At 70.5% G+C, this 12,548-nt stretch carries 9 protein-coding genes; 3 read left to right on the top strand and 6 right to left on the bottom strand.

The window, feature by feature from the left end; all coding sequences use genetic code 11:
• Positions 1-18 precede the first annotated feature (18 nt).
• The gene (locus FHR82_RS16690) at positions 19-750 is read left to right on the top strand and encodes a Fic family protein (RefSeq protein ID WP_184811280.1); all 732 of its coding nucleotides are present in this window, start codon (positions 19-21) and stop codon (positions 748-750) included.
• A gap of 127 nt (positions 751-877) precedes the next feature.
• Here the strand turns inward: FHR82_RS16690 and FHR82_RS16695 are convergent, their stop codons facing one another.
• The 6 genes from FHR82_RS16695 to FHR82_RS16720 all read right to left on the bottom strand — a co-directional run bounded on the left by FHR82_RS16695 (position 878) and on the right by FHR82_RS16720 (position 9,181).
• Positions 878-1,804: an N-acetylmuramic acid 6-phosphate etherase gene (locus tag FHR82_RS16695; protein ID WP_184811281.1), complete on the bottom strand. Its 927-nt coding sequence runs from the start codon at positions 1,802-1,804 to the stop codon at positions 878-880.
• Between the two features lie 20 nt (positions 1,805-1,824).
• Entirely contained in the window at positions 1,825-2,742 is a 918-nt protein-coding gene (locus tag FHR82_RS16700) for a MurR/RpiR family transcriptional regulator (RefSeq protein WP_184811282.1), read from the bottom strand.
• 178 nt (positions 2,743-2,920) lie between these two features.
• Complete coding sequence (locus FHR82_RS16705; protein WP_184811283.1) at positions 2,921-4,669, bottom strand: serine hydrolase domain-containing protein; 1,749 nt, start codon at positions 4,667-4,669, stop codon at positions 2,921-2,923.
• A gap of 19 nt (positions 4,670-4,688) precedes the next feature.
• Positions 4,689-5,951 carry an exo-beta-N-acetylmuramidase NamZ family protein gene (locus tag FHR82_RS16710; RefSeq protein ID WP_184811570.1) on the bottom strand — a complete coding sequence of 421 codons (1,263 nt, stop codon included), beginning with the start codon at positions 5,949-5,951 and terminating at the stop codon, positions 4,689-4,691.
• 20 nt (positions 5,952-5,971) lie between these two features.
• Complete coding sequence (locus FHR82_RS16715; RefSeq protein WP_184811571.1) at positions 5,972-7,726, bottom strand: glycoside hydrolase family 3 protein; 1,755 nt, start codon at positions 7,724-7,726, stop codon at positions 5,972-5,974.
• Between the two features lie 648 nt (positions 7,727-8,374).
• Positions 8,375-9,181 (bottom strand): HAD-IB family hydrolase, encoded by an 807-nt coding sequence (locus FHR82_RS16720; RefSeq protein ID WP_184811284.1) that lies wholly within the window; start codon positions 9,179-9,181, stop codon positions 8,375-8,377.
• Positions 9,182-9,620: 439 nt separating this feature from the next.
• Between FHR82_RS16720 and ssd the strand changes: the two genes are divergently transcribed.
• Both ssd and FHR82_RS16730 read left to right on the top strand, forming a co-directional pair.
• A complete protein-coding gene (gene ssd, locus FHR82_RS16725) occupies positions 9,621-10,727 on the top strand; it encodes a septum site-determining protein Ssd (RefSeq protein ID WP_311771113.1) in 1,107 nt (368 codons plus the stop codon).
• A gap of 636 nt (positions 10,728-11,363) precedes the next feature.
• A complete protein-coding gene (locus FHR82_RS16730) occupies positions 11,364-12,488 on the top strand; it encodes a TadA family conjugal transfer-associated ATPase (protein ID WP_184811285.1) in 1,125 nt (374 codons plus the stop codon).
• Positions 12,489-12,548: the final 60 nt, after the last annotated feature.

A 12,548-nucleotide genomic window follows, 5' to 3' on the forward strand; every position in this document is an offset into this window, starting at 1 on the left:
CCGGTAGGGTCCGTCCACGTGACAGACCCCCTGGCGCCGCTGCTGGACCTGCCCGGAGTCGACGAGGCGGTGGCCGCCGCACGCGAGGCGGTCGACGCGGTCCACGGACACCCGGCGAACCGTCGCGGCTGGCCCGCTACCGCGGCCGAGGCGTCGGTCCGCGCGTCCCGCGCGTCCGCCGCGCTCGACGGCGGCGCCGCGGACATCCCGGCTACCGGCGAGGTCACGGACCCGCACCTCGCGGGTGCGTTGCGCATCGGCGAGTCCATCGGCCCGATCCTGGCGGTGTGGCAGCGCGCACCGATGCAGGCGCTGGCCCGGCTGCACGTCCTGGCGGCCGCCGACCTGGCCGACGACGAGTCGCTCGGCCGTCCCCGGCAGGCGCGCTGGATCTCGAAGCGGCTGGACATCCTGGCCGAGATCGTCGCGGGCGGCACCTCGGTGCCCGGGCCGGTCCTGACCGCCGTCGTGCACGGCGAGCTGCTGGCACTGTCCCCGTTCGGCACCGCGGACGGCGTGGTCGCGCGTGCCGCCGCGCGGCTGACCATGATCGCGACCGGCCTCGACCCGAAGGGCCTGATCGTGCCGGAGGTCTTCTACCTGCGCCGCTCCGACCGCTACCGCGAGGCGGCCGCCGCGTTCGCCAGTGGCGGCGACGGCCTCACCGAGTGGCTGCTGTTCTCGTGCGAGGCCATCGAGGCGGGTGCCCGCGAGGCGACGAGCATCGCGGAAGCCGCACTACCCGCCTGACTGATCCGCCTCCCCGCATTCAAAAGTCACGTTCCCCTGAGGTGACTGCTGACCAGGCGCAGACCTCAGCACAAAGATCCACAGGACAGCAGCATCTCGGCCACCTCTCAGGTGTGCTGGCCAGCGTTCAGACCGCGGTCGCGTCCAGTTTGGTCAGGGCCTGGCGGACGTGGCCGTCGGTGGCGGCCAGTACCGCGGCGGCGCGCTCCGGGTCGACGCCCGACAGCAGGTGCACGAGGGCCACCTTCAGGTCCCCGTGCGCCTCGTCCAGCGCGGCCGCGCACTCCTGTCTGCTCACGCCGGTGGCCTCCTGCAGGATCCGCAGGGTCCGCCCGCGCAGCTTGGCGTTCGTGGCGCGCATGCTGACCATCAGGTTCGAGTAGGTGCGGCCGAGCTTGACCATCACGGCCGTCGAGAACGCCGTCAGCACGAGCTTCTGCGCGGTGCCCGCCTTCATGCGGGTCGACCCGGCGACCACCTCGGGGCCCGTGTCGACCTCGACCAGCACGTCGATGTCCAGCAGGCCCGTCGCGTGCGGGTTGGAGAACACCAGGCCGGTGTGCGCGCCCAGCTCACGGGCGGCACGCAGCGCGCCCAGCACGTACGGGGTCCGCCCGGACGCGGTCAGGCCCAGCACGAAGTCGCCCGCCGAGGCCGACGCCGCGAGCTCCGCCGCGCCCGCCTCGTCGTCGTCCTCGGCGTTCTCCACCGCGTTCTGCAGTGCGTGGTCGCCGCCCGCGTGGTGCACGACGAACCAGTCGGAAGGCGCGTTGAACGTCGGCACCAGCTCGGCCGCGTCCACCGTCGCCAGCCGGCCGGACGTGCCGGCGCCCACGTAGTGCACGCGGTGCCCGCCCCGCAGTGCCTCGGTCGCGAAGTCCACGGCGGCGGCGAGCGCGGGCAGCGCGGCCGCCACCGCGTCGGGGACGAGACGGTCCTCGGCGTTGATCGACCTCAGGAGGTCGAGAGTCGGCAGCTGATCAAGATCCGTCGTCCGCGGGTTCCGCCGTTCCGTCGGCGATTCGACGTGTACGGCCTGTCGCGGCACAGTCATGTTGCTGCCTCCCCCACCGATCATTTACCGGTCTCCCGCGCCTTGCGGCGACCGTCGTGGCGGGTCTCCAGCCGGTGCGAGCCCACCGCGTCCCTGGTGTCGTCGAGGGCCTTCATCGAGTCGTTCAGGTGGCGCTGGGCGACCCCGATGAAGAGGCAGTCGATGACCGTCAGCTGCGCGATCCGGCTTGCCATGGCGCCGGACCGGAACGTGGTCTCCCGCGCCGCCGTGGTGAGCACGAGGTCGGCGACCTCGCTGATCGGCGCGGTCGGGTAGTTGGTCAGTGCGACCGTCGTGGCACCGGCGCGCCGCGCCTCGCGCAGGGCCTCGACGGTGTCGGCCGTCGCGCCCGTGTGCGAGATGCCGACGGCCACGTCGCCGCGCCCGAGCACGGCGGCAGAGGTCAGCATGATGTGGGTGTCGCTCCAGGCGAAGCTGATGCGCCCGATGCGGTGCAGCTTCTGCTGCAGGTCGGCGGCGACGAACGCGCTGGCGCCGACGCCGTAGACGTCGACCCGGCCCGCCGACGCCAGGGCCACGACGACCTTCTCCAGCACCTCGGCGTCGAGTTGCGCGGCCGTCTCCTCGACGGCACGCGCGTCGGCGAACGTGACCTTGCCGACCACGGTCGCCATGTCGTCGTCGGGGGCGATCTCGCCACCGAGGTCCCGGTCGACGCGGGCCTCGGAACGGGCGGTGTCCGCGGCCAGCGCGATGCGCAGCTCCGGGTAGCCGCCGACGCCGATGGCCTTGCAGAAACGGGTGACGGTGGTCTCGCTCGTACCGGCCGCCTCGGCGACCTCGGTGATGCTGCGACGGGCGACGGTGGCCGGGCTGTCGAGGACGACCTTCGCCACGCGCTGTTCGGCGCGGGCCAGACCGGGCAGAAGCGACCGGATTCGGACCAGCGGACTTGACTCAGTGTGTTGTGTGGTCATGGCACTCGCGCTCACGTGGGAAACTTACTAACAGGCATGTGGAACGACAAGGCGGCAGCCGTCGTCTGTAGACAACGCTACCCAAATCTGGGTGAAACTTCAGGTGCGGTTGTGTGGGTGTAACAACCCAGTCGATGTATCGCCGCACCTTGTTAGCGCTTCAACCAGTTTTTCTTCCTCATCGTGATCTGAGCTGCCAGCCGTCTGACTGAAGCTTGTGGGGTTCTTTCTCACCGTTGAGGAGCGTCCGACCACGTTCCGTGACCACGACCTGATCAAGATGCACGCCGCGCCCGGTGTACCGGGCATCGGTAGCGAATCGCCAGCGCAACGTGATCTCCGCTGCGTGTGGCAGTCGAGCTTCGACCCGCCACCATGCGCGGTGGCCGTTGCCGGAGAGTGCTTCGACCGATTCGTCCGGTGCGCCTCGGCCGTGGACGGACAGCGGGACCGCCGTCCACGTCACCCCATCGGTGCTTACTTCGAATATCAGCCGATCGGTGCTCTCCGTGTCCACAAAGGCGTCGAAGTTCACCCGAACGGGTTGCCGTGGGTGCAGCGTGACAGTCGTCAGTGACGCAGACGACGCGTCCCCGATGCCCGAGTACCACGCGTCCCGGCCGTGCCGGGGCTTCACCGCGAGCGCCTTGGCGAGTCCGCTGCTCAGCGCCTCGCGGGCGATGTTGATCGACCCCCAGTTACGGCTCGGGTGCACCCGGTTGGTGAGCAGGATCGCGAACGACCGCGACGCGGGGTCGATGACGACGTCCGTGCCGGTGTACCCGGTGTGCCCCGCGGTGCGCGGGCCGGCGAGCGCGCCCATGTAGAACATCTGGTTCAGCTCGAACCCGTAGCCGTGATCGTGACCGGGGAAGGCCTCGTTGTGGTCGGTGATCATCGCCGTGACCGTCTCCGGCCGCAGGATGCGGTGTCCTCGGTAGGAGCCGCCGTTGAGGATCGTCTGCGCCAGGATCGCCATGTCACCGGCGGTGGAGAACACCCCGGCGTGCCCGGCGACCCCGCCCAGCGACCAGGCGTTCTCGTCGTGCACCGAGCCGCGCACCATGCCGCGCGGCGGTGCCGTCTGGTACTCGGTGGCCACGACCCGGTCCAGCTTGGACGCGGGCGGGTTGTAGCCGGTGTCGACCATGCGCAGCGGCCCGGTGATCCGCTGGGCCACCACCTCGTCCAGCTTCTTGCCCGTGATCCGTTCGATCAGCACCCCGAGCGTGATCAGGTTCAGGTCCGAGTACTCGTAGTTCGTGCCCGGGGTCGTGCGCGGCGCGATGTCCATCACGGCCTTGATCCGCGCCGGGATGTCCGGGTACCTCGACCACAGCGGGATCCACGAGACCAGGCCGGACGTGTGCGTGAGCAGCTGGGCGACGGTGATCGACTCCTTGCCGTTCACCCCGAACTCGGGCAGGTAGGTCGCCACCGGCGCGTTCACGTCGACCTGGCCTGCCTCGACCAGCTGCATCACGGCGATCGACGTGAACAGCTTCGACACCGACGCCATGTCGAAGATGGTGTCCTCGCGCATCGGGACCTTCTGGTCCTCTGGCAGCTCGGTGCCCGCGCCGTCGGCGTACCGGACCGCGTACCCGGCGGTCTTCCTGCTGACCACGACCCCGTCGTGCGCGACGAGGCTGACCGCGCCGGAGTACAGCGGCACGGTCAGCCTCGGGTCGTAGTTCTTCCTGGTCCACTCGTCGATGCGGGTGAGCGCCGCGTCGATCGGCGCGGGATCGAGGCCGACCGAGGCAGGTGACCCGTCCCGCAGTGCGGTGTGTGGCGACGCGTACCCGGGTAAGGGCACGTCGAAGCGGCCGGTGACCCCGCCCCGCGACTCGGCCACGCTCACGCCGGAACCGGCCGTCACGGCGACGGCCAGTGCGAGGACGGTGACACGAAGGACTCCGGACATGGCCACCTCTTATCGGTCGTCACCGGTAGATCAGGTACTGCTCCCGCAGCCTCGCGAACGCGGCCAGCTCGTCGCGCCACGCGCCGATCACCTCGTTGACCGTCGCCCCGGCGTCGATCATCGTGCGCAGCCGGGTCGAGCCGGAGAGCTTGTCGATGAAGTTGTCCGGCCGCCAGCCGAAGACGTCCGGGTGCACCTGCTTGGCCGTGACCAGCATCGTGACCGCTGTCCTGATCGCCTGGAAGCGCCGTTCGTCGGTGATGTGCAGCTGCACGCCACCGCACACCTTGCCGACCCACTTGGAGAACGTCGGCGCGAAGTAGTGCTCGCGGAACCGCACACCCGGCAGCCCTGCCTGGTTGAGGGCCTCCGCCCAGCGCCAGTCGATGCCCGGCGCGCCGATGATCTCGAAGGGCCGCGTGGTGCCCCGGCCCTCGGAGAACACGGTGCCCTCGAACAGGCAGGTGCCCGGGTAGGCGAGCGCGGTCTCCGGGGTCGGCACGTTCGGGCTCGGTAAGACCCACTCCAGCCCGGTGTCGGAGAACAGGTCGTCCCGCCGCCAGCCCTTGAGCTTCACGATCTCCAGGCTCCGCAGCCGCCCGCCCGCGTCCGCCGGCAGGAACTCGGCGTCGAAGAACCTGGCCAGCTCGCCCGCGGTCATGCCGTGCTGCTGGACGATCGGCTTGCGGCCGACACCGGACGAGAACGCCGGGTCCAGCATCGGGCCGTACGGCGTGCCGCCGACCGGGTTGGGCCGGTCGAGCACCATGAAGTCGATGCCGGTCAGCACCGCGGCGTGCATGGCGTTGTACATCGACCAGATGTAGGTGTAGAAGCGCGCGCCGATGTCCGCGATGTCGAAGACCAGCAGGTCGATGCCCGCCTTGCGGAACTGGTCGGCGATCTTCGCCGCGGTCAGCGTGTAGGTGTCGTAGACGGGGATCTGGGTGCGCGGGTCGAGGTAGTCGCCCTCCGAACCGCCCGCCTGCGCGGTGCCGCGGAAGCCGTGCTCCGGCCCGAACACCGCGGTCGGCGGCATGTTGGCGGCCACCATCGAGTCGACGATGTGCGTGTTGTCGCGCAGGACGCCGGTCGGGTTGGTCAGGATGCCGACCTTGCGGCCGCGGAACCTGCGCCAGCCGTCGGCGGCCAGCGACTCCGCGCCGGTCGTCGTGCCGCGGTGCGAGTGCCCGCGTTCCTCGTCGGCACTCGCCGTCGCCGCGCCGACACCCATGAGGGGTGCCGCCATCGCCGACGCCATCAGGAAGTTTCGGCGGTCCATGCCGCGCCTGTCTTTGCCGCTCACCAGGTCACCCCGTGGTCGAAGGGGTAGAGGACGTCAGAGGTGCCGCCGACCGGGATGTCGACCGGCAGCTTGCCCCGCGGCGAGATCTCGCCGGTCAGGACCTTCGCGAGGGACTCCATGGCGTGTGCGCGCCAGCCGTAGGTCGCGACCCAGGTCGGCGCGTCGACGTAACCCGCGTCGTACGGGATCTGGGAGGCGACCGCGATGACCGGCTTGCCGGTCGCGAGGAGCGCGTTCACCAGGTTCCGCTGCGCGGTCCGGTCCTTGAGGTTGTTGGTCAGCACGACGACCAGGTCGGAGGTGTTGGCTGCCGCCACCGCGTTCGCGATGGTCGTCGCGTTGGGGTTGGCGCCCGTCGACAACGCCGTTGCCGTGGCGCCGCGCCGGTTGAGGCTGTCGGCGAGCCACTGCGGGCTGCGGGTGTCACCGATGCCGGTCACCAGCACCTTGCCGAGGTCGCCGGCCAGCGGCAGCAGGTTCGCGTCGTTGCGCACGACCGTGGTCGTGCGGTCGCTGACCTGCTGGACCCGCGCGATGTGGTCAGGCGTCCCGACGATGCCCGCCACCTTGCCCTCGTCCACGAACGGCGAGGTGATGATGCCGCGCTTGAGCTTGAGCAGCAGGATCCGCAGCACGCTCTGGTCGATGCGCCGCTCGGTCAGCCGTCCGCTCTCCACGGCCGCCTTCACCGAGTCGAGCGCAAGCTGCAGGTTCGGCGGCATGAGGAGCTGGTCGACACCGGCCTCGATGGCCATGACCGGGATCTCCTCCGGCGGGAACACGTTCGCGCCGCCCATGCCGAGCGCGTCGGTGACGATCACGCCCTTGTACTTCAGCTCGCCGCGCAGCAGGCCGGTGAGGATCGGCTTCGACACCGTGGCCGGCACGCCGGACGGGTCGAGGCTCGGCACCTGGATGTGCGCGGTCATGATCGAGTCGACGCCCGCCTTGATGGCGGCCCGGAACGGCGGCATGTCGATGGCACGCCACTCGGCCTCGGTGCGGTCGATGTTCGGCAGGCCGGTGTGGCTGTCGGTCGCGGCGTCGCCGTGGCCGGGGAAGTGCTTGGCCGACGAGGACACGGTCTGGTTCGGCCGCCCGCCCTCCTGGTAGCCCTCGACCTCGGCGGTCACCAGCTGGCTCACCAGCTCCGGCCGCGACGAGAACGAGCGCGCGCCGATCACCGGGTTGTCGGGGTTGGAGTTGACGTCCGCGACCGGCGCGAAGTTCTGGTTGATCCCCATGGCCCGCAGCTCGCGGCCGTTGAGGGTGGCGACCGTCTTGGCGTCGGCGGCACTGCGGCCCGCGCCGACGGCCATGCTGGCCGGGAACTCCGTGGCAGGCGACTCGAGGCGGGTGACGTTGCCGCCCTCCTGGTCGATGGCCACGATCAGCGGGATCCGCGTGTTGTGGCGGACCGCGGCGCGCTGCAGGCCGTTGGAGAACGCCGCCATCTGCGCGGGGTTGTCCACGTTGTCGGTGCCGCTGTTGTTGAAGTAGATGACACCGCCGACGCCGAACTTCTCGACGACCTGGGCGGGGGTGTCGACGCCGTAGTTCGCCTGGTTGGTGGGGTGGACCTCGTCGGCGCCCTTGCCCCACACGGAGACCACGAACAGCTGGGCGATCTTCTGCTCGAGCGACATGCCGCGCATCTCCGCGCGGGCGAGTGCCTCGGCCGCCGCTGCACTGCTCACCTGCGGAGTCGCGGTGCCGGCCACAGCGGAGGCCGGGTGGGTACCGCTAACCATGGCGGTGGTCGCGACCGCCGCGACCGCGACGGACAGACTGCGACGGGCGGATGTTCTGGACAGAGACACAGCGGCCTCCTTGGCCGGCAAGGCGGGACAATCCGTAACCTCTTAACCGATAGCTGACAGCATCGGTAAGTTACCCACGGGACGATCCCGTGGGCAAGCAGGTGTTCGGCCTAACCTAGCCCGCCGCACCGACAAAAGTGCGACTCGTGTCCTCACACGAAAAGAGCGATCCCTGTCCGCCGTAATGGCGGACGGGGATCGCCCAAAACAACCGCACGAGCTACACGGGTTACCAAGCGTGCAACAGTGTCGTACCTACCTGGCCTCGGCGTCCGGCGTCCCGGTACGCAGTCCCTTGACGACATGCCTCCCGCGGCTCGCTGCGCGTGGGTGCCCGGTGCTCGTGCACGGAGTGTCACCGGGGTGGACCAGGCTTCTCTTCGTCTGGCCCCTGGCCGATCGAAACTCCGCACCTCCTTTGTACCCAGTGGCGAAGGTCACTTCAAGACCACGTTGGGGTGCACCGTTCAAGACTCCCTGGGTGGTCGACGGCAACGCATTGTGAGCGTATTCTCCGTGTCCCTTAATCGATTGGTGACACGGCTCGTACCACCGACCGGGTGCATTCCTTGAAATGTTTCAACGCTTCCTGCGGCGGTGGATGCCATACCACGTGGCGCCGGCGGTGGCGATGGCGCCGAGGCTGATCGCGGTGACCGCGACCGCCGTGCCGGACGGCTGGAAGCGCGACCGCAGCGACACCGGCTTGGTGAACTCGAGGACCGGCCAGCCCCGCTCGAGCGCCAGCACGCGTAGCCCCCGGTCCGGGTTGACCACCGTCGGGTGGCCGACCGCCTCGAGCATCGGCAGGTCGGTGATCGAGTCGGAGTAGGCGTGGCTCGCGGCGAGGTCGTAGCCGTGCTCGGCGGCCAGCTCCTTCATGGCGGTCGCCTTGTTGTCGCCGTAGCAGTAGAAGTCGATCTCGCCGCTGTACTTGCCGTTCACCTCGACCATGCGGGTGCCGATGCTGTGCGTCGCCCCGAGCATCTCGGAGATGGGCGTGACGATCTCCGCCCCGGACGCCGACACGACGACGATGTCGCGGCCTTCTTCCTTGTGTTCCGCCACGAGCTCGGTCGCCTCGGCGTAGACCAGCGGGTCGACGATGTCGTGCAGCGTCTCCTCGACGATCGCCCGGACCTGCTGGACGTCCCAGCCGTTGCACAGCGCCGTGAGGTGCGCGCGGATGCGCTCCACCTGGTCGGCGTCCGCGCCGGAGACCGCGAACACGAACTGCGCGTAGGCGCCTTTCAGTACGGCACGCCGGTTGATGAGACCGTTGCGGAAGAAAGGCCTGCTGAAGGCAAGGGTGCTGGACTTCGCGATGACTGTCTTGTCAAGGTCGAAGAACGCGGCGGCGCGCAGCTCTGTCACCCCGCCGAGCATAGGAGGGCTACCTCACTCCCGTCGGTTGCCGCAGGTAGTGCGTGTCGGAACGGGTTCGTTGCCCCACTTCGAGCAAGTTGCAACCACGAGTTGGACGTAACGGGATACAGTGGGGACATCCGGCGTCATGCCGGACCGGTTCAGTCCGACCCCCCGGGGCTGAACCTCTGACGACCCCCGTCCCTCCCCCCTGGCGGGGGTCGTCCCTTCTCTTCCCCCCTCTTGATGTTCAGGCCCTGAGCCGACGCGTGCCCAAACCGCGGAAGCCTACGCCTCCCCACCGACAACCACGGCTGTCGACGACCCCTGGAACGGGAGTTGTCCACAGCCCATCCGGTTGTCCACATGTCGATCTTGCCGCGTTGTCCGGCCCCCGCCGCTCGCCGATTCTTGGGACCAGACCGGGCAACCCCGCCCGGCGAGCACCCGAGGGGGCACCGTGAGCACGAACCGGCCGATGGCCTTCGTGGCGGACGAGAACCTGCTCGACGACCTGCTGAAGCTGGCCGCCGCGGCCGGCTGCGACCTGGAACGCGTCCCGGACGCGGCGGCCGCACGGCTGCGCTGGCCGACGGCCCCGCTGGTCCTGCTGGACGCGACCGGTGTCGCCGAGTGCGAGCGAGAAGCGTTCCCCCGCCGTGACGCGGTGGTGGTCGTGGTCCCCGACCCGGAACCCCAGGAACTGTGGAAACAGGCGATGGAGGTCGGGGCCGAACGCCTGATCACGCTCCCCGGCGCCGAGCCGTGGCTGGTGAGCGCACTGGCCGACGCGGCGGAAGGCCCGGCCAGCAACGCGGGCAAGGTCCTCGCGGTACTGGGCGCCAGGGGAGGAGCTGGCGCGTCGGTCTTCGCGGTGGCGGTGGGTCTGACCGCCCTGAAAGCGGGCGACAACGCGCTCCTGATCGACTGCGACCCACGCGGCGGCGGCCTGGACGTGGTGCTGGGCGCCGAAGCGGAAGAGGGCCTCCGCTGGCCCGACATGCAACTGAGCGCGGGCCGCGTGGCGGCGTCGTCCTTGCACATGGCCTTGCCGACAAGGCGAAAGGGCAACGCACGACTGACGCTGCTGTCCGGCGCCCGCAAGGGCGAAGGACCGGCTCCGGACGCGGTGGCCGCGGTCATCGAGGCGGGCAGACGCACCGGCGAGGTCGTGGTCTGCGACGTCCCACGACAACTGGACGGGGCGGCGTGGGCCGCGGTCGACCGCTGCGACCTGGCAGTGATCGTCACCCCGGCCGAAGTACGAGCCTGCATAACCGCGAAACAGCTGGCCGACGAACTGCGAGCCAGGGGTGCTCACCCACAACTGGTTGTCCGAGGCCCGTCCCCAGGCGGCCTGAAGCTGACGGAAATAGCCGCGGCGGTGGGCATCCCGGTCCTGGCCACGATGCGCCCCGAACCCCAACTGGCCCAGTCCCTGGAACGAGGCGACTTCCACCCGAAACCGAAGGGCCCACTGTCCCTGGCAGCACGGGCGACCCTGACGGAACTGGCGGCCCAACCCCCGAAATCCCGCTCCCCGCAAGGCGAAGCGAGGGCCGCCTGATGCCATCGCCAACCAAGAACGTCCGCCAAGCCGCCTTCCCTTCCGGCGGCAGGCGGGCAACGGGCGCCGGACAGAACACCTCGTGGCGTTCATCCATCTCGGTCCGGCGCCCGGCACCCGCGACAGAAACGTCCGCCCGCACCGCCTCCCCAGCACGCGGCAGGGCGGAACGGCGAGCGCCGGACCGGGCGTCAGTGGGCCCCGGAACCACACCGGTTCGGCGCCCGGCCGACAAACGTCCTCCATGGCCACCCCAACGGGTCGCCGGCAACGAGGACAACGCCGCCGGACCGGAAGTTCCTTCAACCGGTCACCCGGTCCGGCGGCCACCAACCTCCCTCGACCGCGGTACCAGCACTCCTGCCGCACCGAGGGACGGCCTGTGCCGGGCCGGCATCCCCGACCCGGTCCGGCACCAGGTCTTCGCACGTCCCGGCCACCGCCGGGACCGCCCGCACCGCTCGTCCCGCCGGGCGTGCGGTCACTGAACGCCGCGCCGGGGGACCAACGCCCCGGGCCAGACACCACCCACAGCTCCGCCCGCTCGGACAGCGGGCGGGGAGGGCCGGCGCCGGTCAACCAACCGCATGCCCCCGCGGACCGCGGCCGGCGCCGGCCACCACGAAGGAGCAACACATGTCCACCCCTGAGCTCGTCGACCGCGTCCGCGGCCGCCTCGCAGGCAGCGGCACCGCCATCACCCGTGCCGAGGTCGCCCGCGCCGTCCGCGAGGAAAGCGGCGTCGCGGGTCACGACGACATCCTCGTGGCCACCGACCGCATGACCCAGGAGTTCGTCGGCGCGGGCCCGCTCGAACCGCTGCTGCGCGAACCCGGCACCACCGACGTCCTGGTCACCGCACCCGACGAGGTCTGGCGCGACGGCGACGGCGGACTGTGCCGCACCGACATCCGGTTCCCCGACGAGGACGCCGTCCGCCGCCTCGCGCAACGGCTGGCGCTCGCCTGCGGCCGCCGACTCGACGACGCCCAGCCGTTCGTCGACGCGTGGCTCCCCGGGCGCGTGCGGCTGCACGCCGTGCTCCCACCCATCGCCGTTGGCGGCACCTGCATCTCGCTGCGGGTGCTGCGGCCGGCAGTCCACGACCTGGCGTCGCTCCGCGCGCTCGGCACGTTCGACGACACCGTCCACCGCGCCCTCGAGGCCATCGTCGAGGCGCGGCTGGCGTTCGTCATCACGGGCGGCACCGGCGCGGGCAAGACGTCGCTGCTGAACGCGCTGCTCGGCGAGGTGTCACCGCGTGAACGAATCGTGTGCGTGGAGGACGCCGGCGAGCTGTCCCCGAACCACCCGCAGTTCGTCCGCCTGATCGCCCGCCCGCCGAACGTGGAGGGCGCGGGCGAGGTCACTCTCGCCGACCTCGTCCGCCAGGGCCTGCGCATGCGCCCCGACCGCCTGGTGGTCGGCGAGGTCCGAGGTGCCGAGGTCTGCATGTTGCTCACGGCCTTGAACACCGGCCACGACGGTGGCGCGGGCACGCTCCACGCCAACTCGCCGACCGAGGTCCCCGCCCGCATGGAGGCGCTGGCCGCGCTCGGCGGTCTACCCCGGCCCGCACTGCACAGCCAGCTGGCCGCCGCCTTCCACCTCGTGTTGCACATGGCACGCGAACAGGACGGCACCCGGCGGCTCACCGACGTCGGCGTGTTCGACCGCGACGGGGACACCGTCCGTGTCGTCCACGACCGCACCCGGCTCAAGACCCTCCTGGCCGCCAGGGGAGTGGAAGCACCGTGGTGAGCCTCCTCCTGACCGGCTTCGCACTGCTGTGCTGGCCAGACGCCAGAGCCGGTCAACGGC

Origin of the sequence: Actinophytocola algeriensis (assembly GCF_014203735.1) — a bacterium.
GTDB classification, from domain to species: Bacteria; Actinomycetota; Actinomycetes; order Mycobacteriales; family Pseudonocardiaceae; genus Actinophytocola; species Actinophytocola algeriensis.

Excerpts from the sequence above, each read along its gene's own strand:
- FHR82_RS16720 (WP_184811284.1), bottom strand. The coding sequence starts at position 9,181 with ATGCTCGGCGGGGTGACAGAGCTGCGCGCCGCCGCGTTCTTCGACCTT.
- FHR82_RS16705 (WP_184811283.1), bottom strand. The coding sequence starts at position 4,669 with ATGTCCGGAGTCCTTCGTGTCACCGTCCTCGCACTGGCCGTCGCCGTG.
- FHR82_RS16715 (WP_184811571.1), bottom strand. The coding sequence starts at position 7,726 with ATGGTTAGCGGTACCCACCCGGCCTCCGCTGTGGCCGGCACCGCGACT.
- FHR82_RS16730 (WP_184811285.1), top strand. The coding sequence starts at position 11,364 with ATGTCCACCCCTGAGCTCGTCGACCGCGTCCGCGGCCGCCTCGCAGGC.
- FHR82_RS16695 (WP_184811281.1), bottom strand. The coding sequence starts at position 1,804 with ATGACTGTGCCGCGACAGGCCGTACACGTCGAATCGCCGACGGAACGG.
- FHR82_RS16710 (WP_184811570.1), bottom strand. The coding sequence starts at position 5,951 with ATGGACCGCCGAAACTTCCTGATGGCGTCGGCGATGGCGGCACCCCTC.
- FHR82_RS16700 (WP_184811282.1), bottom strand. The coding sequence starts at position 2,742 with ATGACCACACAACACACTGAGTCAAGTCCGCTGGTCCGAATCCGGTCG.